Source organism: Cloacibacterium sp., from assembly GCF_047601505.1.
Lineage (GTDB): Bacteria > Bacteroidota > Bacteroidia > Flavobacteriales > Weeksellaceae > Cloacibacterium.
Map to the genome: position 1 here is coordinate 416,584 of NZ_JASGJD010000001.1, position 26,334 is coordinate 442,917.

General features: G+C 33.8%; 13 protein-coding genes and 1 pseudogene. 1 reads left to right on the forward strand and 13 read right to left on the reverse strand.

What is annotated here, in order from left to right; genetic code table 11:
- Positions 1-5: 5 nt before the first annotated feature.
- From QM746_RS01925 to QM746_RS01955, 7 genes and pseudogenes are all read right to left on the reverse strand, one after another.
- Positions 6-608 (reverse strand): energy transducer TonB, encoded by a 603-nt coding sequence (locus tag QM746_RS01925; RefSeq protein ID WP_414982667.1) that lies wholly within the window; start codon positions 606-608, stop codon positions 6-8.
- 90 nt (positions 609-698) lie between these two features.
- On the reverse strand, positions 699-1,607 hold the full coding sequence (locus tag QM746_RS01930) for an AEC family transporter (RefSeq protein ID WP_414982668.1): 909 nt from the start codon (positions 1,605-1,607) through the stop codon (positions 699-701).
- A gap of 1,025 nt (positions 1,608-2,632) precedes the next feature.
- Positions 2,633-4,006, reverse strand: coding sequence for a COR domain-containing protein (locus QM746_RS01935; RefSeq protein WP_414982669.1), 1,374 nt, complete (start codon positions 4,004-4,006; stop codon positions 2,633-2,635).
- A gap of 150 nt (positions 4,007-4,156) precedes the next feature.
- Positions 4,157-4,735: pseudogene (gene istB / locus QM746_RS01940) on the reverse strand (IS21-like element helper ATPase IstB); the annotation flags it as partial.
- Positions 4,736-4,747: 12 nt separating this feature from the next.
- Positions 4,748-4,894 (reverse strand): hypothetical protein, encoded by a 147-nt coding sequence (locus tag QM746_RS01945; protein ID WP_414982670.1) that lies wholly within the window; start codon positions 4,892-4,894, stop codon positions 4,748-4,750.
- A gap of 67 nt (positions 4,895-4,961) precedes the next feature.
- Positions 4,962-6,515, reverse strand: coding sequence for an IS21 family transposase (gene istA, locus QM746_RS01950; protein WP_414982671.1), 1,554 nt, complete (start codon positions 6,513-6,515; stop codon positions 4,962-4,964).
- 930 nt (positions 6,516-7,445) lie between these two features.
- Positions 7,446-7,727 (reverse strand): helix-turn-helix domain-containing protein, encoded by a 282-nt coding sequence (locus tag QM746_RS01955; protein WP_414982672.1) that lies wholly within the window; start codon positions 7,725-7,727, stop codon positions 7,446-7,448.
- Between the two features lie 778 nt (positions 7,728-8,505).
- On the opposite strand from QM746_RS01955, the gene QM746_RS01960 reads away from it, so the two are divergent.
- Positions 8,506-9,765: a DDE-type integrase/transposase/recombinase gene (locus tag QM746_RS01960; RefSeq protein WP_414982673.1), complete on the forward strand. Its 1,260-nt coding sequence runs from the start codon at positions 8,506-8,508 to the stop codon at positions 9,763-9,765.
- Between the two features lie 604 nt (positions 9,766-10,369).
- Here QM746_RS01960 and QM746_RS01965 read toward each other — a convergent pair.
- From QM746_RS01965 to QM746_RS01990, 6 genes are all read right to left on the reverse strand, one after another.
- A complete protein-coding gene (locus QM746_RS01965) occupies positions 10,370-13,819 on the reverse strand; it encodes a DUF6443 domain-containing protein (RefSeq protein ID WP_414982674.1) in 3,450 nt (1,149 codons plus the stop codon).
- Between the two features lie 31 nt (positions 13,820-13,850).
- The gene (locus QM746_RS01970; protein WP_414982675.1) at positions 13,851-17,834 is read right to left on the reverse strand and encodes a DUF5977 domain-containing protein; all 3,984 of its coding nucleotides are present in this window, start codon (positions 17,832-17,834) and stop codon (positions 13,851-13,853) included.
- Positions 17,831-19,579: a T9SS type A sorting domain-containing protein gene (locus QM746_RS01975; protein ID WP_414982676.1), complete on the reverse strand. Its 1,749-nt coding sequence runs from the start codon at positions 19,577-19,579 to the stop codon at positions 17,831-17,833. The genes QM746_RS01970 and QM746_RS01975 overlap by 4 nt, the downstream gene beginning before the upstream one ends.
- Before the next feature lie 722 nt (positions 19,580-20,301).
- Entirely contained in the window at positions 20,302-21,645 is a 1,344-nt protein-coding gene (locus tag QM746_RS01980; protein WP_414982677.1) for a RagB/SusD family nutrient uptake outer membrane protein, read from the reverse strand.
- 15 nt (positions 21,646-21,660) lie between these two features.
- Positions 21,661-24,861: a SusC/RagA family TonB-linked outer membrane protein gene (locus QM746_RS01985; protein ID WP_414982678.1), complete on the reverse strand. Its 3,201-nt coding sequence runs from the start codon at positions 24,859-24,861 to the stop codon at positions 21,661-21,663.
- A gap of 154 nt (positions 24,862-25,015) precedes the next feature.
- A complete protein-coding gene (locus tag QM746_RS01990; protein WP_414982679.1) occupies positions 25,016-26,308 on the reverse strand; it encodes a TlpA family protein disulfide reductase in 1,293 nt (430 codons plus the stop codon).
- Positions 26,309-26,334: the final 26 nt, after the last annotated feature.

A 26,334-nucleotide genomic window follows, 5' to 3' on the forward strand; every position in this document is an offset into this window, starting at 1 on the left:
AAAAATTACCATCTCATTCTGATGGGAAGTTTAAACATATATCTTACCGCATTACCGTTCATTGTACCGGGTTTAAATTTATCTGGTAAAAGATACAATGCAATTTCGGCTTGTTTGTTAAACGCTGGTATTTCTCCATCAGCGCTAATTTCCGAAAGGCTACCATCTTTTTCTACCACAAATTTTACTAATGTATTGAGTTCTTTTCCTCCTGTAATCATTCCATCCGAATAAAAAAGTTCTGCTACTTTTTCTCTTAAAGAATTAATTCCGTTCGGAAATTCTGGCGTTTCTACATTTTGAAATTCAATTTCGTCATTTTTAGCATTGATGTTTCTAAGACCTTCGTTATTCTTAACTCTAATTAAAGCACCAAGATAAGCTACATTTCGAACGCTGTCTATTTTTTGAATAAAATAATTATAATCTTTTTTCAAATTTTCTTTAACAAAAAGATTGGTTTCAGAATTATATTTTTTTTGAAATTCTGTATCTATAAGTTGTTTCTGAGAGTCAAAATAAATTTTAACTCTTTTAAATTCATCATTTTGCTGCGAAAAGCCAAAACTAAAAAACAGTAAAAAAATGGTGACAGAAATTGTTTTCATTTGCTAAAATTGAGTAATGGTAAAGTTAATGATTTTAAATAAATAGAAAAATTTTCTTCAAAAAAACCATTAAAACATTGCAAAAAGCACTTAAAACAAAGCTTCTATAACAAAATACCAAAAACCTACTGTTGCAAAACCTACAATAATGCTAATCCCAATAATAAGATTAGTCAATTTTGTATTGAGTCTAAACTGTTCTGCAATAATACTAGAAGTAATAAGTGTTGGCATTGCTGCTTCAAAAACACTTATTTTGGCGACATTTCCTTTAACTCCTAACGCTAAAGCCACTAAAAGAACAATAAGTGGTGCCAAAAGTAATTTGTACAACATAGACATAGAAATCTGAGGAATAAGTTTTCTCCAACCGCTAAATTTCAATTGTAAACCAACGGAAAATAATGCCAAAGGAGCTACAGTTCCTGCCAATTTATCAAACAAAGGTTCTGCAAAGTCCAAATTTATAAACTGAGAAATTACCAAAGCACTAATACATCCTATAAACGGAGGAAAAGTGAATAATCTTCTCAAAATGAATTTTGTACTAACGCTACCACTTTTACTTCCTCCTTTTAAAGCTGATATTATTCCTAATGTAGATAAAGTAAGAAACATGGTTTGGTCTGAAATAATAGCAATACTTAATAACTTTTCGTTATAAAAAGCAGCAATAAGAGGAAACCCAATGAAAGAAGTATTGCTGTATCCACTTGCGATTTCTAATGTACTTCTAGACCTTCTGGAGTAATTTTTTGCTTGAGAATAGTATTTCATAAAAAATAAACTTCCCACTGCAATTAAAACCGTAGAAAAAATAGGAAAAAGCATTTCTAAAGACCATTCTACTTTTGGTAAATACTTAAAAGAAACAGCTGGAAGTGCCAAATAAAGAATCCAAGTATTTATCCCTTTGTGAGCATCTGGATGAATAGATTTGGTAGATTTAAATATCATTCCCGCCAATACACACAATCCAATCAACACAAAATTTACCATAATCGAAATTTTAAAATGCAAATTTATGAAATTCAATTAAGAAAAATCTTACCGTATGTTATCATTTATAAACAAAAAAATCTCACATTTCTGTGAGATTTTCTTTCTGTGGGTCCTAAGGGACATATACAATTTAAAAAAAAGTCCTGTCCATCAGCTTTATGCTGTTTTCTTGTTTAGCGAGTCACCATATAGGTCACTTTTATAAACAGAATAAAGAGTGTTTATTTTTTAACTGTTGCAAAGATATAGATTTTTTTATTTTTTGCAAATAATATTATATATTTTTCAACACTTATAATTGTAAACATCGGATTATCAAATAAAAAAATGATGGATAAGAAGGTTTTCATACTGATATTTATTACGTACGCTTAAAAGAGTAACTTTCCCCTATTAATCTTGAATCTTCTATTGTTTAAAGGTGAAAAACTGAATATAAAAGATACTGAACAAATAAAGTTTCTTGTTCGAATAACAATTGATGACGCAAAAAATGAAGATATCAAAAAACTTGAAGTTTCAATTTTAAACGAATTAACAAAAACTATGACTAAAAATATTATTAATTTGTTAAGCCATTTCAATAATATTCAAGTTCTAACTAATAAAGACATAGGAGCTTCTAAGTATTTATGAAACTCTAATTAATTGAAAAGAACTGTGTACAACAACATCGTATTAACAAAAATAACATTGTAAAATATTTATTTTCAACCAATTAAATTACTTTTTTAAAAACAAGTACAACATAAGTACAACTTTTTAAACATCGTAGATAACCAGAAAAATAAAACTGAAAAGAGAGCATTTTTTGTAATCAAAATACTTTTCTTTATTGCCTGATCTTTAGATCTTCTTCGATTCTACCCTTCTGATTGCTTACTTACTTTCAGAAAATATCTGTAGGCGTGAGGAAAATGTACTATAATGTATGACAGTTGCAAACAGCGGCAATGCCCTAGAAGACAGAACTTGTGCGGTTGGGCCATTTTTTCTGTGCGAGGGCAGAGCGTGGGGAATTGTTATAAAGAGTTACTATCCAATTTTCCTTTTACTTGCCTTTCATATAAATCTTGAATCTCTCGGTTAGGCTTACCACTCTTTTCCAATGAAATATTATTTTCAACCATGATTCTAATTGCTTGAATAATCTCATACCAAACAATACTTTTATCTGAAAAATCGCTCACAGGCTTTCCTTTAAAAGGCATTGCAGAAAAACGTTGGAGATTTATAGGATTTCGTCTTGTCCAATCACAATACTCTAGAATAATAGGAACAATCTTTACTGAAGATTTATCACGATCATATCTTTCAATAGCAGGTTTTACTTCGTTATCCATTACGTACTTGGTACTTAAAAGGTTAGTGCTTATCATGAAAAATATAATATCTGCATTATCAAACCTGGATTGTATCTCTTGATCCCATTCAACTCCTGTAATAAGATGTTCACAGCACCATGGTTCTTCAATCAAATCCCAATCAACTAGTGATTGCAAATGTCTAATAAATAAATTCACCTGATCAAGATCAAATTTAGAATAGGATATTACCACTTTTTTCTTTCTAACAGGAGTATCAATAAATTCCATATAATCTTTCAGTTTAAAAAGTTTTTGATGTTGTTTTGATTTTAAAGGTTCTGACAATTTCTTTTCAGAAAATATATGCTTACCTATTTTGGCATTTTCTTCAAGCAATTCTTTTGAAATATATTCTTCACCATCTAATGTAACCATTTCTTCCAATTCGTAATCTTGATTGACCTCTCTAATGTAATTAATAACCTCATCTCTGAATTCTGATTCTTTATGATTAGTTAGATCATAAATATCAATACAAGCATTACCATTTGCATTTCCAAGATGAAACTTTATCATAATTATCTCTTCTGTAGTTGGATTTTTAATCACTAATCCATTTTTCCAATAATAATAGAGGTCATTATTTTTATCTAAAGGATATTGTGTCCCGAATTTTTGAAATATATCAAGAATTACACTTTTATGAATGAACCCATTATATTCGAATCTTCTAAAAGGAATTTGCTTTTTATTGAGAAACAAATTGACTTTCCCATCAGGCATGAGAGGTAAATAAAGCGGGGCAATAAATGTATCTGAATAAGGATGCTTAAATATCATTCTAAATTCCTGCATCATTGTTAGTATATCATCAACCATTTCCTCTTTAGCTCCTAGAATATTTACTGCATAACTTTTATCAAACTTTCCTTTTTTGTCAGTAAGTTTTTCTAAAATTTTATGCATATTATCAATCAACCATTTTTTGTTGATGTAAACTTTCTCTTCAGAAGTTTTATCACTATAAAGTAACATTCCCACTTGATTTAGATATTTTACCAATCTGCAAATTTCAGTGATATTGACCACCTCATTTCAATTTAAAGTGACCACCCGGTTTCGGTTTAAAGTGATCACCTTATTTCGGAGCAAATTGACCACCCCTTTTTCTTGTTTAAAAACTACTTTTTTTCATGCGTTTTTTTGTTGTTAAACTTGTTGATTCAAATGTAATAAAAATTAGTAATTTTTGCTGTTTCTTTTTTTTCTCATCGATTCTCCTTGAAGTTCAATACGGTGAGATTGATGGATAAGTCGGTCTAAAATAGCATCTGCAATGGTTTTTTCACCAATAATATCATACCAACCTTGAACTGGGATTTGTGAGGTTACAATGATAGAACCGTTGTTGTGACGGTCTTCTATGATTTCTAAAAGGGTAATTCGGTTCTGGCTGTCCAACGCTTGGAGCCCAAAATCATCCAAAATAAGTACATCCTGCCGCTGTATTTTGGTGAGTTCTCGTAGATAAGAACCGTCTGCTTTTGCCATTTTTAATTTTGCAAACAGCTTCGAGGTGTTGAAGTAATTTACCTTATAACCCTCTATACAAGCCTGATAGCCCAATGCTGTTCCTAGATAACTTTTGCCAACACCCGTGCTTCCTGTGATCAGGATGTTTTCGTTTTTTTCTACAAATTCGCATTCCGAGAGTCTCAATATAAGATTGCGATCCAAATTTCTGGACGCATCATAATTTAGGGTTTCAATGCTGGATTGGTAATGGAATTTGGCGTTCTTGATGCTTCTTTCAATACGCCTGTTATGCCTTTAGTCCCATTCTGCATCAATGAGTATTGATATAAATTGATCCAACGTGTAATGGTCGATTTTACCGCTTTCTATGGCGGTTTTAAAGGCGTTGTGCATGCCGTGAAGCGTCATTTGCTTCATTTTGGTAAGAGTGGTTTCATTCATAATTTTAATAATTGATGATTGATAATTGATAATTTTTGCTAAACTTCTAGCTTCTAACTTCTAACTTCTAGTTGTAATACTGCTTTCCACGAATATTGCTATGTTCGGGAAGTTCTTGCTGGCTTTGGTCTTCTGTGTCATAATCCATGTGATCTAAATTGTTTTCTAAAATTTTCTGTATGGATTTGTAACTGTAAATTTCATACTCCAAACCTCGTTTGCAAGCTTTGATGAGGCGTGCTTTTCCTACTTTTTTTTCTAAATTCAAAATCCCTAAGCAGCTTTTGTAAGCTTGTTCTGGGTGGTTTCTACTCTCGATGATATGCAGAATGTATTCCCCAACTGCTGTGTCAATGCTTTTCGCCCAATCCATGAAGCGTTCTGCACTCCATTCTGCTACAAAACGGTGCGTGCTTGCCAAATGTTCCGAAGTGGTGGTATATACATAAGGCTTGTAATTGCGCTTGTGGAGGGCTATTCTGTTGTATTTGTAATAAATTTCTACCGTAGAACTGGTGTACAATAGTTTCACCTTTTTCTTGATATAGGGATATGGAACACTGTAATAGTTCTTATCACGGCTTAAATGAACGTGTCCGTTCTGCATTACCGTGGCAAAGGATTGGTATTTGATTTCAAAAAAAGTAGTAGGAAGCGGTCGTAAGGTAGGCTGTTCGTCTTCCAAAAACAGTTCCCTGCGAGAATAAGGACGAGCGGTGAGTTTTCGGTTGTTATGAGCGTCTAATAAATCCCAGATTTCTTGGTTGAGTTCTTCTAAATTGAAAAACTGTTGGTCTTTTATGTTGGCATAAATTCTTCGATACAAAATCTTCACGGCTCCTTCTACCAAGGATTTGTCTCGTGGTTTATAGGCTCTGGTTGGTAAAATCGTGGTTTCATAGTGTTCGGCTAAATCTGATAAAGTTTCATTCAAAGTAGGCTCAAAACGATTGCTTTTAACCACTGCAGATTTTAAATTATCGGGAACTATTGCAGCGGGAACGCCCTGAAAATAACGCATTGCTCGTTCTACTGAATGTACAAAATCTTCCTTTTGTTGGCTCAACGTGGCTTCCGCATACGTGTATTGGCTTCCACCTAATAGGGCTACAAAAAATTGTACTTCTCGTAATTCTCCATTCGTTTTGTCAATGATATAAAGGGGTTTTCCTGCGTAATCTACGTACATCTTGTCCCCGCATTTGTGGTGCATGTGCATCACGGGATTTACCCTGTTGCTCCATATTCGGTAATGATGACGGAACTGTGAGCTCTTGAAACCATCGGAATGCTGCGCAATGTACGCTTCCCATAGATGATGAATGGTAATGCCTACTTTCTTCAGTTCTCTTTCCATTTTTGGAAAATAATCATACAACTCCTGTAGTTTGGGGCTTACGACATCTTCTTTGCCTCCAGAAAAAAGCAATTCTAACTCCGAATCGCTCTTTGATAAAATTTCTTCTTTTGTTTTTCCTGAAGCTTCAAATATTGAGATATACTTCTTTACGGTGTTTCTAGATAGGGATAAATAGGTGCTTATAAACAACTTACTGTTCCCTTTGCTGTACAATTTAAGGACTTTTCTTATTTTACTCATGTCTGTTAGGGTGTTTGCCATAATTCGATTTTTTTATCGAATTTAAGCTTCTAACGTCATGAAAAAATGGGCAGTTTTTGTTGCAATTTTTCTCCTCTAATTGAGGTGGTCAATTTGCTCCGAAATGGGGTGGTCAGTTTAAACCGAAACTGATGGTCAATTTACTCCGAAATAACATGGTCAATTTGACCGTTTTTTCCACTCTAAATACCCCCGATTAAAAAAGTAAGTAGGATAATTATATTCTTAGAATATTTTAGCAAAAGTGTTTTTACTAATTAGTGATATTATATTTGCGGTATGAATGAATCCATTCTATTTCTGGGGATGCTTTTTCTGGTCATTTTAGCGATGATAAGCTTTATTATCGTTTCCAAGAATACCGAAAAGTAAAAAAGTGACAGCGTGAACAATAGTAGCGCCATCACTTTGGTAATTTTAATTATGGATAGTCCGCTCTGACCAGCGGACTATTTTCCTTTACAAAGATATATTTTTTTTCTTATTGATTTTTTTTTGTGGTTCTGGTGGTTTTGTTGTCGCTGTTGTCGCTGATGTCGCTGATGTTAAAATGTGGATAAAACAGCGACGGTAAAAGCTTCGGCTTTATCCACATTTTAATATCCATGTTACTTTTTTTTAAAAAATCTGTAAAGATAACACTGAAAAAAACCAAACGCATTTTTCCTTATTTTGGATGGTTGATGATGCTGGCAAAAAGTATTTTTCCGCAGTGGGATTCATCTTTAAGGAGATATGGAAAGTGTCCGCAGCAAAAGGGCTACGCCTATTGCTAAAGGAAGCATTTATCTTATTACTTTCATATTACACCTACTAAAAAGGAAAGCAGGACAAGCAAATTTCAATAAAAATGCTCATCCTGCTATTTGAAGTTTTTAAAATTGAATATATTTCCCAACTATTTTACCAAGTAAAAGAGAGAAAGCCAGATTATTTCTTTGAGAAAGCCGGATTGTAATTCTTCTGAAGAAATTTTTCAACATCTGAAAGTTTGTAGTAAATTTTATTGCCGACTTGTGAAAAAGAAATTCGCCCCTCATCACGCCACGTTTGAGCAGTGCGTTTGGAAATTTTCATCAGTAATAGAAATTCCTGATTGTCCACGAAAGTATCTTTCTTAGGTTCGTTTTTGGTGTTAAGGCGGTTTACTATTTCGTCTAAACGTGATATCAAATCAGTGTATTGTTCTTTGGATAAAATAATGGCTTCCATTTGTAATTTTTTTTAAGATTATACCTGTAAAGTTGGAACATCAAAACCTTGAAAACAATAGTAACAAATGGACTTAGGTTAAATAAAAACAATCTGGATCAAGCAGAAATTGATAAAGATTAGAAAAGAATAAATTGGAATAGTCTGAAAAATTAAATCCGATTTGTTAAGAAATGAAAAACAAGTTCCGCAGTTTTTTCCCCTTTTTGAAAAAAAAGCAAGAGAGTCTTTGGAAATAAAACTTGAAAAGTTTGTATATACAAAGACACATCTTGCCGTTACTTTGTGATAATTAAATAGAAATATTTGAGAGCTCTGAAATAATTTCGTAAAACATTGATTATGAATAAATTTTGTAATTTATTGCTTTGAAAACAAAAAATATGAAAAGGGCATTTTTTTAACCTGCAACTTTTTTGCTCATGTTTTTGGCTTTCCTGTGTCATTTTTACGCAGGTTTTCAAACAGCTTGTAACTATTTTGCGCAGGTTAATGGTTTACCTGTATCTTTTTTACACAGGTTTGGAATTAGGCTGTATCATTTTTACGTAGGTAAAATATTTACCTGTAACTTTTTTACGCAGGAAGCTTATGGCTTGCAAGCTGTAAAAATTTATTTTTTTCCATATTTTAAAAAATATTTTTGTTTAAGAGTTTTGTTAATTCCCTGCTTGTATTCGCCGTTAGAGGAAGTCCGGATGTAATTTTGAATAATATCTGAAATTCAAAAAAAGCAAATGCCTAAAACCTACACCTCCTACCACACCAACGTAAAGCTATGCTATTCTCTTGGAATAGAACAGCAGATTTTTCCTTCAGCATTTTTGGAAAGCATACCAAAACGAGTAAACAATATTGGAAAACATTGTCTGTAGAACATTTTAAAGGTTCTGAATATGAATCTTTAAGTGCTTGTAGTTTGGAAGAACTTAAATTGATTGCCGATCATAGAACTAAAGAATTACGGAAAATTTACATTTCTTTTCTGAAGTTGTATTTTATGTTACTCGGTCTGATGGGCGAGCATAAATGGAAACAACTCATTAAAACTCATTACAGAAAGTTAGTTCCTTTTATTGAGGATATTGTAGCGGTAACGGGACAACAGAATTTTGTTTTGAAGCTTCTGAAAATAAAAGCTTCCCAATACAGAGAATGGCAGAAAATGAAAAAATATGAGTGCAAAGAATCTTTAATTTGGTTGTGCTACAAAAGAGTGAGCCGACAAATCAGTATGCAGGAGATTATAATAATGAAACAACTTTTAAAAGACAAAAACTATCTGCATTGGAGTAGTGGTTCTGTTTGGGGAAAGGCAGTTAAAGACGGAAAAATATCTATGTCTATGCAGTCTTGGTACAGATATGCAAAATTGTTGGGTTTAAATGCTAAAAGAAAAAAGTTTTATAAAAAACGTAAAAAAATATCGGTAAGAGCAACTAAACCTAATGAAATTTGGCATATGGATGTTACCCGATTTAAAACTTCGGATGGGGCTTGGGTGTATATTTACACTTTAATGGATAACTTTTCCCGAAAAATATTGGCTTGGAACGTGAGTAAAGAGCTATCGGGAAAAACAAGAATGCAAAGTCTGAAAAGAGCAATTACAGAACAGTTTATTGAAAAAGAAAATCTTGATTTAAATAAAAGCGTGGATTTAATTGTAGATGGTGGTTCTGAAAACAACAACATTAATATCCACGAGTTTATACAAAATTGCAAAGTTGGCATACACAAGAAAATTGCCTTGAAAGACGTGGTATTTTCTAATAGTTTGATAGAGGGAAACAACCGAATTTTAAAACAATCTTATCTGAATGGGAAAACCTTGAATTTTGAGGAATTGGAAGTTTGTTTGTGGTCTTCTATAAACGAATACAACCAAGAAAAACCACATTATATCCACCAAATTTATACGCCTGATGAAATCTTTACTAAGCCGGAACTAAAAAATACCAAAGTCTTTTTTGAAAATCTAAACAAAGAACGTATTGCCAACCACAAAACTTATTCTTGTGGGAAAGTATGCCCATAATGCAAGGTTTTGGGAAGAATTAATGCCAAAAACTATAATTTTATGGGAATTATTTTGCTAAATCTTACTATTGTTTTTTTTCTAAGCAAAAAATAAGATAATATTTCTATATTTGGATAACAAAAACCAGGGGTACGAAAATTCGTACCCCTGGTTTGAGAAATTTCTTATTACTGTAACACCCATTAATACTACATCTTATGAGATTTAGAAAACGTAGATTAAAATTTAGAGCCATTAGAAGGAGCGATTTTACACGCTAAAAGCGGGGAAGATAAAATTAAAAACATCTAATCTTTTATAACAAAAAAACGCTAACCTTTTTACAGTTAGCGTTTTGCTTTATTTATCTCCTACGAAGTCGGGAGACTTCGCAGAGCGGGGTTTAGTAGAGCGGGTTATTTACTAATTTTATTTGATATCAATTTAATTATAATAGTTGCAATAAGCACTATAAGAAAAGGGATATACATCATGGATAAATCTTTTATACTAATTCCTTTTGTTCCCGATATTTTTGAAAACAAAAATAAAAATAAAACTAACGATGAAAAACTAATGAGTACTATCCTTAACATTTTATAAATCACTAATAATAAATTTTTCATTTTTTGCTTTCTTTTTCTTGATTTAAATATTTTTGAATTTGTACAAGAACCTGCGTCCATTGATTTTTATCCATACCACTACTATTTACATATAATCCCGAACTATTTATAGCACTCCAATTTTCAGTCATAAGATTGTATACGCTAACTGCACTTTTAGTAATATTCTGTGCTTCAGTTGTATCACCAAATCTATCGTTTTTAGCACTGTGATCATCCATAGTTACACCATTATGAGCATAAGCATCTTGTAGTGCATGGATACCTTGTCCAAAAGATTGTATTTCTTTACTATTCTTTTCTAATCCATCTAATTTTTTTCCTGATTTAGCAGATTCAAAAATTTTTCCCCATCCAAAATGCATACCTCTTAATACAGCATCCGAAGCAGAAAAACCATTATCCTTTTCCCATTCGGATCGCATAGAGTGCCAAATATTATGATTCGTTCCTTTCCCATAATAATCTGTTACTTGACTTTCTTTAGTATATGAATAATCTATATCATTCCTATAACGCATTTTATTATTATGAACAGCATTATTCAAAAGAACATAAAATCCTGGATTGTCTGCATAAACAGAAGCGTAATGAGAAATCAAATCGGCTTGTTTTTTTCCAATTCCTGCTTTTGATAAAGCATTGTAAGTCATGTTATAATGAATCGTTACTGTCCATTCTCCCTTTATATCAATATTAACAACAGGATTATTTAATACATATTGATATTGTGAATAATTATAGTAAGCTTCGCTTTTCTTATCTTGAACTCCCCATCGTCCAATATCCGGCATATAAAATCTAGCACCATAGTCGTACATTCCCGTTTCTTGAAGTTCCTTGCCGTTGTACTTGTATTTGTAGGCAGGATTTCCTGCTAAATTATTATATCCTTCATGCTTTAATCCAAACGGATAGTAGTTATTTTCTTCAATGATCTCTGTGCTTGGGTCTATAATACCATTTTTATTGCTGTCTGCATAGCTCAATCTTACATTCCCTAAATGGTCTAAGTAGTTGTAAATATACAAATTTTTTGTAAAATCATAATAACCTTCTACGGTAGGTACAAATTGTAATTCAGTCGCTCCTGTATTTACTGTTTCGTATTGGAAACCATCTAGATAATCTGTGGTTTTTGTAACGATACTTCCAGAAAGATTAGGAAATTCGTGTGCTTTTTTTATTTTAACACCATCTGCTCTATAATTATTTACGGTATTAATATTTGTAGTGGTTCTTCCTATTACTCCCGTAAAAGTTATTTTATTTGGTAGATTTAGAAAATTATAGGATATGGTCTTTATTTCTTTATCCAGTAATGATGTCATATTTCCGTTGACATCATACGTAATGGTATTTCCGGATGTATCAGGATAACCATCATAGTTGGAGGACCCATCAATTACTTGACTTAATTGGTTGCCTGTGTAGTAGTATTCTAAATCATCTATTTGGGTTCCTGCTACACCATCTGTAGTTCCATTTCTTTGTAAGGTTAGGATGTTGCCATTTAAATCGTAGTAAATACTCTCATCATAAGAATGGGTTTCGGGTACACTTGCATCTGGTTTTTGATAGGTTGCAACATTTAATCTATTCAGATTGTCATAGATGTATCCATATCTTCTTAGGCTATTGTCTGTATTTGTTATCCAATCTATTTCAGATATGTTACCATTGTATTTGGCTGGTGCTACAGTAGCGTTAGCTGGGTCATTATATTTAACTTTATACCCAAACAAATCTGTACCTAAGTTTGAAGGATCATTGATTTGAGTCATCCAACCTCTTACGTTGTATCTGTAATCTACCGTTTGCAGTGATGTGGTAGCAGTTCCTCCAACTTTCTTATTCTTTAGTTGCCCTAATTCATTGTATTCATTAAAGGTAAGCAACTCATCATTGGCTGCATTGTTTATATTATGCCAATGTTTTACCAATCTATTCTGATTATCATACTCAAATCTTTCTTTGATTACGATTTCGGTATCGGTATATAGACGTTTGTGATAGGTATAAGTTTCTGTAGGTACACCTGAAAAGTCTAACTTACTTTCCGTTTTGGTGTAGCCTCCTAAATAATTATAACTGTGCGTTCCGATGGCTCTTGCCTTTAAATCATAAAACGTATAGCTCTTTGTCCAGCTATCGGCGTCTATGTTCTTTATAAATTTCGCCAAAGGCAATGATAGGGTATTTAGCAATTCTGTAGTTTGGGAGGTTAAAATAGTTTCTCCCTGTATATCGGTTGGGACAGTCACTAAATCTGAAGGATATTGATCATAATAATTTACACTCAATATGGTCATGCTTCCAGTTGGGAAAGCTGTCTTGGTATAGTAAACTGTTAGTCCATTCTGGGTAAATCCTGTACCGCTTCTTGTTTCATTATTACCAGGATTGGCAGCCATGGAGTTTAGTGATGTCTGCATAGTTTCTCTACTAGCTGTATTGGAAAAGAATCCAGTATAAACTATTCTGCCAAACTTATCATATTTAGTAAAAAGCCAGCCTTTCTTTGCAAAGTTGTTAGTAGTGCCTCTCAGCATTGCATCCTGAGTAAGCACCAAACGGTCTTGCTTATCATATACCATATACTCCCAGCCTTTACCAGGAAGCTTCTTCTCTACCAAACGGTTTTTGCCATCATATTTATATTGATAACAAAGTTCATCCAAAGGAATGGAAGAAGAAACCGAAGCTAATGGAGGAATTACAAATGCCAACTGATTATATTCATTATAAATATAGTAAGTGTCAGCATTTTCCGTAGAACTGAGCACTTTTCTTACCAGAATAGTTTGCCCTTGTACGTTTTTAAACTCTATAGATGTATTGCCATCTTCATCTGTTACGGTATTTTTATACAGTTGGTTAGGTAAATAACTTCCATTTTGGACTATTGTTGAACTAGTTGCTCCACTAACCCATGAAGTTGTTGTTACATATTTCTTTACTGTATCACTTGCTGTATTCGCATCAAAACTAAAAAATATTGGTTTACTATTCCAATCATTGCCAACCTGTTTCTGCCCAATAACTCTGTCTAAGGGAGAACTTTCTAGAATTTTTTCAGCATAAATTTTCTCTGCTCCATAGACATTGGTAGCATTAGATAGAGGATTTGAATAAATATTCCCAGTTTGGGATCCTGTCTGAGGAACTGAGAGGTAATCCTTAATCTGTCTTCCAAATTTGTCATATTCTATATGGGTAACAACATCTTTTTGGGCAGGAGAAGCTTTAATGTTAATTATCTGCTTGGGTCTGTTTAATCCATCAAAATATTGAACCGTTTCTAACGATTTCTGAGGATTATCATCTTGTTTTGACAAATGTGTTTTGGAGTAAATATAATTTTCAGAAGATGTAAGCTGTCCGTGTGAAAATCCTGTACCCAATAATAACACTATGATGCCGTTGAATATATGGTATAATTTCATAATAAAATATTCAGTAATAGTTAAACGGAATTTATTTGTTGTATTCAATATTTAGTACAATAGGGTAAGATAATGTTCCACTATTTAATTGGGCTACAATGGTTCCGACAGGAGTAATTATAAAAGTCCATGATCTGTTACTATTTTTCTCATTATACTTTATTATTTGGTTTTTAGAAGAAATACAGTCACTACCTATCATACCTAACACTACTGTTTGATTCCAATATATAGTATTAGTTGCTGAAAGTTCAATATAAAGTGTAACATGATTATTATTATCCTTTCCAGCAGATGTTGTTAAAGAGGATGTAATAATAGAGGGTGATAAAGTAAATGGGCAGGAACTTAAACAATGTCCTTTATCATTTGCAATATTTTGTCCATTAGAATTGAGATCATTTTGAGCTAATTGATTCGCATCTGAAACGCTTGTAAATGAAATGTATTTTCCGGGCTGAATAGTATAAACATATGAGCCTCCAATATTTCCTGTTGTGCAATCATTTTTAAAAAAAACACGAGATTGTTCTTCATTAAAATAAATTGTATTAGGAACGATTTTATCAGAGTAATTATAAGCATACTCTTTAACTAGATTTTGATTTGTATCTAGTACTCCTTTCAGTCTGCCGGAAAAATCATATTTGTAAAATGTTTTGATCCCGTTAGGATCAGTAATATTTTTAAGCCCTATTTGCGGATCGTAAACATATGTAGTAATTAAGTAATTTGGAAGGCTAATTCTAAAAGAATCAAGAACACTTTCAAAGGCGTCTTCTGAACTGGTATCAATATCATTGTTAGAAGCAGTAACAATGTCATTGATAAGATTCTGAGGAATATCAGCATAAGTAGCTCCTTCTATTTTTGCAATTGGCATTGAGTTATTGTACCCCCAGATAATTGTTACAGGACTTCCCTGATTAAAGCTATATTGTAAAACATTTCCATCAGTATCATACTTATCAAATGTAAGTTTTCTATTTTCATTAACACTAGAATTTATCCCCCAATCATAAATTTCTTTTGGAAGTAAATTGTTTCCTGTTGTTTCATCATTTATATACTTAGTTTCTTTATTGAATATTTTTATATTGTCTACATATTTTTCTTGCTGAACAGGAAAGTCAATTTGATTGAGTGTAATAAGACTTTCCATCTCAGATGATCGAGAACTATTTTTTAAATCTTCAGGAAAATATGTTTTATTTTCAATAACCTTTCCATCATTGCTCTCTATTTTTTCATTTATTAACTGATGTTTAGAATTATATTCATATTTGATTTGATTTTCAATTGTACCTGTCAGAACATTACTGTTATTATAAAAGTATTCTTTTACCGTTTTTTCTTTTAAAAATGTTTTTGCTACCTGGATTGGAATAAAATTCATAAAAGTATCTAAAAAGCCTCTTTCAGAATTTGTAGGCTGATCATAAGGGATAACTATTTTAGGTTTATTATCTGGAATAAAATCCCAATAAACTTTTAAATCATTTACCTTAAAATCATTTTTTTCATTTTTAAGATCAATGTATGAATCAGTTCCTATTGCCTTTTGCCAAATTTTTTCTTTTAACAAACCATTTTTTAGTTTATCCGTAGGAGTTATTCCTGTAATCGCTGAAGTATAAAAAATTCCGGGATAATCATTGTAATATCTGTTAATTTCCCTTCCTGCTTCATTTGCTAAATCATTAGATACAACAACTTCATCATATCCTACATAGCTGCCTAATGCATTATTACTTAATCCAATAATAGGATTAGAATAGATAGTTCTATATTCTGCGATTGGAAGTACTTCTACAACACCAAAATTTTTGCAATTTAAATATGATTCATCAGTTCTTGAAGCAGAGAATTGTGAAGCTCTACTCCCATCATTAAATAAATAAGTGAAAATAGGCTTATTCATTAATTTGCCACCATTATATGTGTAATTCTTTTCTTTCGATATTTTATTATTAGTATCATAATCCTTGATGCTCTTAATCCTTAAACCTGCTCCTTTACTACTATTCGAACTTGTTGAGCTATAATATTTATAAATTACACTCAAAAAAGCCCAAGGTCCACCTAGTATTCCTGTTCTATTATCTGGATAATTTGCAGTAATTCTATACTCTCCTTTTGAAAGAAATAGCTGCTTTTGAATAGCGCAAGACGTGTTATTTTGCATTTGACTATTAAATCTGTCATACGCATCATCTGCTAATACCCAAACTCCATTACTGTTTTTCTTTTCAATAATTGCATATAACCTGTTATCATAGTTTATATTAGCTTCACCCTGATGAATATAGCTTGGACAAGTGTCATTTATGTCTGTACATTTTTTCCCCGGAGAAGAACAACTGATTTGAGCATTAATTGTTACATATCCGTCCACAGCCATTTCAAATGTTTTTTGGGATTTACCTGCTGCCAAATCCTGAACTGATATTTCTTTATCAGTAATTGCTGTTGTTGTACCATAATTCGTAAATTCATTCATCTCGTATTCTATCAAGGAAATGCCTTTTGTCGGCTGACTAATGGACTTTAACATTCCCCATTTCATGTAATCTTCATTTGATTTTCTATCATGAGAACCTGTTACAGGAACGGGATTTCCAAAAAAATACTGAGGAATGGAGTAATCATAATATCCAAGCTTATTCACATCTGGAATTAGCGAAAGATTATTGACACCATTGAAATATCCCCACATATCTCGTGCTCGCGAAGTTTTATAGGGCAAAGAATTTGTGGTATAGTTAAAAGTATAATTTTCGACACTTTGCAATTCAGAATCCTTAAAAATTATTGATTTTAATTTTAGCCTTTTTGAACGTGTATCCAATGTGGTATTGTCATTTATAAAACTACAGCCAAATCTTGGCTGGGTAATAAAATCTCCAAAAGAGGAATCCCCTTGAAAGTAATCAAAAGATAAATCTATTGTCTTTATAGGTTTTGAAAGGTTGGTAACGCTATAAATTTCAATTTTATTTATTTTTTTTCCGTTCAAAATATCTTCTCTTGCTGAATTATAAAATTTAATTTTTATATGGTCTGTGTTTATCTCTTTTAATATCTTCTCCTTTATATCACTTGTTATTGCGTTGACACGGTGTGGTGCACTTGTAAGTTGATTAAACGTTGTATACCATTCTGATATTTGTGGTAGCGTTTTTATAAAATTGGTTTCATAAACAAAGTTTATTTTTTGACCTGTTTTAGTGATTATTTTAGTTAAATAGTAAGCATTCTGTGTTTCAGTGATAGAATTACTTATTGGCTGACAGGGCATGGAAGATGTATTTCTTACAGTTGAAGTATTCCCTATGTCCTGAAATAAGTAAACTGTTCCATCACTGGAGGTTACTTTAAAACCATTTTCTGTACTTTCAAACTTAATATTACTTTTATTTGTAGAAATGAAATTACCTTCTGTATCTTTTATGATTTTACCAGTATATCCTGCAAAATTATAAATGTAATAAGTGTGTTTATATCCATTAAATTTTAGTGTTTGATTATCCGCAATAGTAATAGGAGTACCACTTAAATCAGGATAACTACAGCCTGATTCAAATCTGTTTTCTATCTGATTAGTTTCATAATAGGATTCGTCATCGGGACTCACGTTAGGATTTGTACCATGGGGTATAATTTTGACAGAGGCATTTTGATGATCTAGATCGTGAAATTCATTGATTACTCCACCTGCTAAAAGTGACCATCCCAAACCAATAGAAGATGATTCTTCATCAACTTTCAATCCATTGCTATAATAGCTAATACTTATTGGTAGATTTAAATCACCCTCTTTCAAATTCCATAAGTTAATTGAAAAATTTGCTGTTCCATTATAATCTGTTACAGGGATATCAGAATATTTCAATAGTGCAGAAACATCAGGACTCGAAGGAGTAATCTTTGGAGGTTTGAATTCCGAAACGGTAGAGCTTTGAGCATTAAATAATAAAGGAAAAGCATATAATAAAAGGAATATCTTTCTCATCATTTCTTCACAATTTTATTGGTTATAGATTTTGTTTCTGTGGTAGCGGTTACTATGTACATGCCTTGTGGTAGTTTTGCGGTGTTGAGTTTGGTAACGCTGTTCTTCGTTTTCGTCTGATAGGCTAACTTGCCGGTCATATCGTATATGCTTATCGTGGCTTCCCAACCTGTGCTTGACGAAGGAAAGTCCATGCCTATTTCCACATAGCAATAATCCTCAACAGGATTCGGGTAGATTCTCATGTCCTGTTTTTCTATAAGCTTTTCCAGTTGTTTGTCACCCAGCTTTACTACTTTCCAGTTTTCTTTGCCTAATTCTTCTGCACTTGTCCCTGCTAATATGTATGTGCCATCATTGTTAAGCTTGGCATCTACCAATCGCTCTTCCTGTTTCTTCTCTTTGCCTTCAATATGTTTTCTCCAAACTTCTTCGCCTTTATTATCAATGTACAGCATCCAAAATGTTTCGTCCTCTTTCTGAACCTTGCCTTCTGCCTGAGTGTAACCACCTAACAAAAAGCCTTTGGTTTTCCAGCTTCCGCCTTCTTGTTTTCCATTTATTGTATTTAAACTCATCAATACATCTCTGTTTTTAAAGTTGTATCCTTTCTGCCATAATTCATTGCCATTCTCATCTAAGGAGATTACCCATAAATCTGTTCCTTCTTTGATGTTGGATTTTTTGTTCCCTGAATTTCCACTTCTGCTTTCCCCTGCTATAATATAACCTGTGTCTGTATTGGCTAAAGTTCTGATATGGTCATCACTACTGCCTCCGTAGTTCTTTTGCCATTCTATTTTTCCTTCTTTGCTTAGCTTTACGACCCAAAAATCTCCTTCTCCATAGTTTTCTGTGGTTTTAGGTTGATACGTAGTAGGAATTTGATTCGAGGAATTTGATTCTTTGGCTGTTAGTTGTTGGTTATTAGTTGATGATTGGTTATTGGTGTGATTAGTTTCTTCTTTTAGTTCTTCATCTGGACTTGTCTTATTTTCAATTTTCAACTCTCCATTTTCAATTGAAGTGCTTCTGGAATAAATTCCTACCAACGCTCCGCCATCTTTCGTTGGAATAATCTTCTCTACTTCATCTAAACCTTTTCCACCTAAATAGAGTTGATTTACAACTTTCCCTGTTTTATCGAGTTTAATTAACCATACATCTTTTGAACCAAATCCTTCTGAATTTTGAGTTTGTTTAATCTGTACATTTCCTGCGATAAAATACCCTAAATCATTAGTTTGAATTACAGATTTGGCTTCTTCATCTACAGTAGTTCCCAATGTCTTTTGCCATTCTTCTTCTCCGCTTTCATTTACTTTAATGACCCAAATATCAGAACCTCCTTTTTGTTTACCTTTTTTCTGTAAGCCTGATGTAGAATAGCTCGTGCCTGCCAATAAAAAACCTCCTTCTTGGGTGGAAGTTGTTGCTGTTAAAAAGTCGTGGTTATTGCCTCCGAAGTATTTATCCCAAACAATTTGTCCTTGTTGGTTCAGCTTTACAATATGATAATCATAGCCATTGTTTTGAACATTGGTTGATGACTGACCGTTGCTGGAGGTTGATTTTGGAGTTTGAATGGTACTACCAGATAGAAGGTGTTGTCCGTCTATTGTAGTAGTGAGCTGGCTTAGAAAATCCTGCGATGCTGACTTGATGTCTTTTTGCCAACGTACTTCTACTTCTTGGGCACATGCAAGGATTCCTACCAAACCGAGTAGGCTCATGTAGAGTTTCTTCATAGATATTGTTTATATAGGTAACTTGAGAATTACAAAGTAACGGATGTTACTTTAGGTCTCCTCATGTTTAATTATTACATTAATTTATAATGTTGTTTTGCGTTTTATGGTTAAAAAATATAGTTATTCAAATGTATCATTTTTTTTAACTCCTGCAAAATTAATTGTTTGTGAATTCTGTCATAAAGTTTGTTTTGATTACTTTGCTCATCATATTAATCCTAAATATCATTATAGAATGCAATAGAAAGAGGCTATTACTCATTTATTCAGATTTAAAGAAATAAATGAATGGTGGGTAAATTTTAAACAGATAGAAGAAAAACTCGGTAGTCGGTTAGTGCAAAAAGTACCCAAAGTTTACAATAAGCGTAGCCGCTAATTGCAAAATTGGGATTTTTGATTTCTTCCTATCGTCAGAAATGTCTTGAAAAACCTTTTTAAAAACGAACTGAAATTCAATTAAAAACTAAATGCACACCAATATGGAAAAGACTTTTTAGACGAATTTGTCAAGAAAGCCGTCGAAGAAAATGAAAAGAAAGAGGATGGTGAAAAGAGAAAAAAACACTTTCAGGAAATCGGCAGAAAAGGAGGTTTGGAAAAAGAAGAACAAGCCTCAACATATCACCTGTAGCTTCAGTGGAAAGTTAGAACCATAAGCTTCATTTGCTTTGAAAATGTAAGGGTGGAATTTTTATTCCACCCTATTTTTTTAATTTTTATCTTGGATTCTGAGACATCCCTGTTTGTTTGATAATATCTTCAGGAATGGCAATGGCATATCTTGGGTCATTGGGAGGCAAGGTATAAGCTTCTCCGCCAATCGTTCTTGTGAGGGTAATGGCATCACCATCACGGTTATAGCGTTTAATGTCTGCCCATCGAAGCCCTCTGAATAAAAGTTCTTTTCGTCTTTCCTCTTTGATGATTTGTAAAGCTTCTTCTTTTGTACTTGCTGAAAAAGGAACGAAAGTTCCTGCTTTCCATCTCTTCACTAAAAGCTCATTCAATTTCAACATCGCATTGTTGATATCATTGAGTTGGGCATAACTTTCTGCTGCAATTAAATACAACTCATCTTTAGCCAGTACGGATGAACGCTGTGATGTACCCGAATAGTTTCCTTTAAACAATATTTGTCCACTGGTGTTGCTCCTGAAGAATGCAGTTTTCCTCAGATCATTATTGTCATAAGACTGATATAAAGTGGGTGGAATTTTTGCCATATTACTCGACAAAATTGGAGAATAAGCAATTGTAGTAGGCAATAGCACTTCTATATTCATTTCTTTTATCGGATAAGAACTTGTAACAGCCAGCGTATTAAAATCCAACAGTTGTCCATTAATTCCTAATGCTTCATTGGCATACTTCAAAGCATTAGAATAATCTCCCATATACAAATACGTTCTAGCCAATAGTCCTAAAGCTGTGGCTTTTGAAGCTCTGGTTACCGCTATCTGCTTTTCGGGTAAAAGGGAAACTGCGGTATGTAAATCTTCTAGTATTTGGTTGTAGGTTTGTTCTAGAGTTGCTCTTACAGACTTTTGGTTAACATCAGGATTCAAACGAAGGGGTAATCCTAAATCGGTATTAGCGGTATCTTTGTTGAATGCTACGCACCAAATTTGTGCGGCTTCCAGATAGATAGAAGCTCTAATGGCCAAAGCCTGACCTTTTACATTCTCCGCATTGTTAATTTCATATTGTTCAAGATTGTTGAGAACAGTATTGCAAATATTGATTCTAAAATAGCAACTTCCCCAATCGTTACCTGTGGCTCTTGCTACTAAATTAGGCTGCCAAATATAGAGGCGTTTATCTGCTTCGTAGCTTATACCGTTATAATCGCTGTCGGTAATATAAATTTCGTCCGATGAGATTTGCCCACTGATGCTATTGCTTCCCAATACATTGGCAATTCGGTCTAATAGAGCTTGGTTATCCTGTAGCGTTTCCGGAACTACCAACTTTGTATCTGATTTTTCATCCAAAAAATCTGAACATCCCACATTTAAAAACAAAAATGCGAGTCCAACTAATAGTATTATTTTATTATTCATAATTCAAGGTATATTTTAAAATTGAGCGCGAAGCCCTAGTGAATACGTAGTGACAGGTTTTAAGGAATAAGTTCCCCAGTTATAATCGGGGTCTATTCCCGCTTTATTGGCTTTCCAGAGGATTCCAAGATTGCTTACAGAGCAGTATAGGTGCAAGCTTTTCATACCAATACCTTTCAGTTGGGTATTATTCAATTGATAGCCTACATTGATATATTGCAAGCGAATATGGTCTCCTTTTTCCACCAATACGGATGAACCATTGTAGAATGCATCTCTTGCTGAGTTAGTGGTATAAGGATTAGAAGGGACATTGGTCATAAGTTCATCCCCTGGCTTCTGCCATCTGTTTTCATAATCGCTATGCCCGTCTCTACTGCTGATAAGGTTGGTATAATTAATGGAACTTCTTCTAAACCAATACCCAAATTTATAGGTGACGCCTACATCTAAGTTCATTTGCTTATAGCTAAATGAATTGATAAATGAACCAAAGCTGGTTGGGATGGCTGAACCAAAGTATTCTAAATCTTCTATTCCTCTATCTGAAGAGGTGATTTCTGAATAATTTTTGCTGATCTCTCCATTCAGGTAACCTCTCGGAGCTCCTGTTTCGGGGTCAAGTCCTGCCCATTTATAGGCAAAAACGGAATAAACAGGTAACCCGATAATTCCTGATATTGGGGCGGTATTACCTGATTGAGCAACAAAATCACTGGCAAAAGTAGTTGGGAGATAATAATCGGTTACTTTATCTTTATAGGTACTGAAATTAACAATGCTGTTCCATTTGAAAGCTTTGTCAATATTCTTCGTATTCAGCACCACATCTATTCCGTTGCCTTTCATCCCAGCCACATTCCAGAGCATGGTGGTAACTCCGGTAGTATAGTCGATAGGTGCCTGCCCAAACAGGTTGCTTCCTTTTTTATTGTAAAATTCAACAGAGCCTGAAATACGGTTGTTCTTCGTAGCAAAATCAATGCCTACATTAATCATCCTCATCATTTCCCATCGCAATTGGGGATTAAAATACTGGTCTATTCTAGCCACGGGTTCTCCTGTATATACAGAAACTTCGGGGTCATACGCAATGGTAGTTACTGCAACCATCGAAGGGTCTATATTCCCATTGAAGCCATAAGAACCTCTCAGCTTAATATTAGGAAGCCATCTTATGTGATAGAATTTTTCATTAGAAAGATTCCACGCCAGACCTGTTGACCAAAAAGGATTCCATTGGTCATTGGTGGTAAGTCCGAAAAGATTACTGGCATCCCTTCTCATGCTCCCAGAAACTACATACTTCTTATCAAAGGTATAGGCAGCATTGGCAAAAAAGGATAAGAAATTAAGCTGGGTTTTTCGCATCGAAATATTTTTATCGATAAAGCTATTTTCACCAGTCACGAAATTGGGATATTGGTGGGTATAATCTACAGCACCTACCGACCTATCATAAGAATTATAACCATAATAGCGGTTATTCTCATATTCTGTTACTGTTTTTCTTATTTCTCCTCCTGCTAACGCAGAGATACTGTGTCTCCCAAAGACTTTATTGTAATTGAGCTGTCCTCTTAGGTTGTTTATAGAGGTTTGGGTATTTCCTTTGGTCAGAATGCCTCCTTTGGGAATAATGAATTTGATGCTTCCATCTTGATTTCGCTGTGCAAAGCTGTTGATTAGATTCCTGCCATTATAGCTTTCTTCGTCATACAAGGTAGAACTCTGTCCGTTAAGTCTTTGATACTGATATTTTACATCTGCTTCCAATCCTTTAAACAGTTTGTAATTAATCCCAGTATTGATGATGATTTCATTGGTGTCATTCTTAGATACATTGTGTTGCCAATCGGTAAGCGGATAATAATTCCAATCTAAAAGTCCACTCCCTTGCAGGCTATTTTTATAATTCTGGTTAAAATTTGAATTTACTACCAAAGGATTGCCTTGTTCATCTGCAAATTCCAGATAAGGAATTTTCCAGTTCCCTTTCATGGTTACAGAATTGTATGCACTACGTCCACTTTTAGAATGGGTATTGGTAAAGAAAACTCCTGTGGTTATGGTTAGCTTTTCAAATGGACTCCAAGTAGTTTGAAATCGGGTATTTAGTCTTTGGTATTTTTCTTCAAGGTTTCCGATATTATCATCATACCCAATAAACGAAGTCCATGCGAGTTGAGGCGAACCTCCCGATAAATTGAGTGCATATTGCTTATTTTCTAATGGGCGGTACATATATTTCTTGTATTGGTCTCGCACATCTATAGTACGCAGACGGTCTATCTGCCTCATGGCATCATCATGAGAGATAGCTCCTTGCTTTTCTTTATTCAATAAATCTACTACTGGGGTAAGCACTGGATGATTGGGCGAATTGATATCACTGTCATAATATCCTTTCTTAAAAAGCTCCATTTCTACATCTATAAAATCTGTGCTTCTCATTTGTCGGCTATAACCTAGGTCGGGTTTTGAACTTAGGGTGGTATTTGCGGTAAATTCTAATGAAAAGGGCTGATTGAATTTTGAGTTTTTGGTGGTAATCACTATTACTCCATTGGCGGCTCTTGCTCCCCAAATGCTGGATGCGGCAGCATCTTTCAGTACGGTAATACTTTCTACCATATTGGGATTGATGCGGCTTAGATCTCCTTCATAAGGGAAATTATCCAAAATAATCAAAGGATTTTTAGGACCTTGCAAAGTGCTCAGTCCTCTTACCATCAGCTGTCCGCTATCACTCAATCCTGTGCTATACGTTAATCCACTCATAATGGCGGTAAGCCTGTCCATGATGTTGGTAGTTACTTGCTGCTGCAAAAGTTTGTCATCTGCTGAGGAGAAAGAACCTGTGGCTCTTTCTTTCGGAATTTTTTGGTAGCCATTAGAGAGTACAATTTCTTGTATTTCTTTTACTTTTGAAGACATTACTATATTCAAAGGACTTTTCAGGGGTAAAGTCACTTCAACAATCTTGGTGTCATAGTCTTTATAAGAAACACTAAGCGTTACATATTTTTCTTTCGTTTGGAAATTAAAGAAGCCTTTTTCATCGGTCAAGACAACCGTTTTTGAAGGTTGAATGGTGACTATAGCTCCTTTTAGGGGAATGGAATTTCCTTCTGTTATTACATATCCCGAAAGGCTTTGTTGTGCCATCAAAGGAACTGCACAACACAGCAATACAGGTAAATAGAGTTTTTTCATAGCAAATATTTAGATTTTAATTTTTAATTTTTTAATTTTAAGATAGCTGAGCACAGACATAAGGTCACGAAATGGTGGCTGAGCACAGACCGAAGGTCTGCGAACGAAGTTCACGAAGCCAACTTTTTACTTCTCACTTCTCACTTCGTACTTTTTACTTATCTTTTATCAACAGCATAAGAAGAATACGTTCTGTTTGCTCTAGTGCGAGGTCATATTGAGCTAATTCTTTTTGTAGTGTTTTAAGGTCTTTCACGTTGGAAAAGCGTAAATTCACTTTTCCTTTATATCCCGTTTCATCAATGATGGGAAGAGAAGTAGTATTGTTATTGGCATTGAGGGCTGAAATCATATAAGCCAAAGTAGCATTTTGCATTACTGAAGGTGTTTTGAGAAAACCATCAATCAAGATTCCTCCTTTTGTTGCAATTTTATCTTTTCCTGAAGTGCGTTTCAAGACAAGACAGGGGGTAACTCTCTTTTCTAAACTTACGGTATAAGGCGTGTTTTCATTAATAAAACTGAGCATTTTGCTGTACAAAGAATCAGATTGAGCTTTGGGAACAATAAAATCAAGACTATGCAATTTGGCATCGGTTTCTTTGTTGGCGATGTTGGTATTGAAATCTATGTCACTCGGGTTTTTAACCATATTTATAAAACGTTTTACACTCAAAACATCTCCTTTCTGCTCAAAAAGTTCATAGCCTATTGCACTATAGATTTCCATTAGAGATTTATTTGTGAATTGTCTGCCATAGGTTTTGCCTTTATCTCTATGAAACCAAGTCCCATAATCTAAAGCCCTTATTCTGCCTTTAGAAAAAAATATGTAAGATTGCAGTTCGGTATTCTTTTCAAAATCATAGTTTTCAGAAAGCATCAGTGGTCGGGTTTTATCGATTTGGACAACTGTCTGTAATGAAGATTGTTTGTTTTCGATAATTTCAGAAATCGCAGTTGAGGTTACCTGGTCCGAATCTGTAGTATTGAGTAGTTTTCCGTCTTTTATCCACACGATATAAGGAACTCCTTTGTGTGGAAAGAGCTGATGAAACATTTTGTCATCTGCTACCGAAATGGTTTTATCGTAACGTTTCCCGTTGGTAGTGGCAAAGAACTTTTCTAGCACTACACGACTTTGGTCGGTTACGGCTAGTATTTTTATTTTATCGCCAAATTGATTTTGGAGTTCTTCCATTTTAGGAAAGTTGAGCAAACAACTGCTGCACCAAGTCGCCCAAAAGTCTAATAAAATCAATTTGTCTTTGTCTTGATTCAGGGTGATGGTTTTCTGGGGATGGTTCACCAATTGCAAAGGAGTTGTCCAGACATTTTCGGGGAGATTTTCTCCTATTTTTAGGGGTTTGGTCTGGGCAAAGCTGGTAGCAGCTGCCACAAGGGTAAAGGCTAGGGACATAAATCCCCTGCAAAAAATATTTTTCATATTTTTGAATACGTTTTTAATTAAAG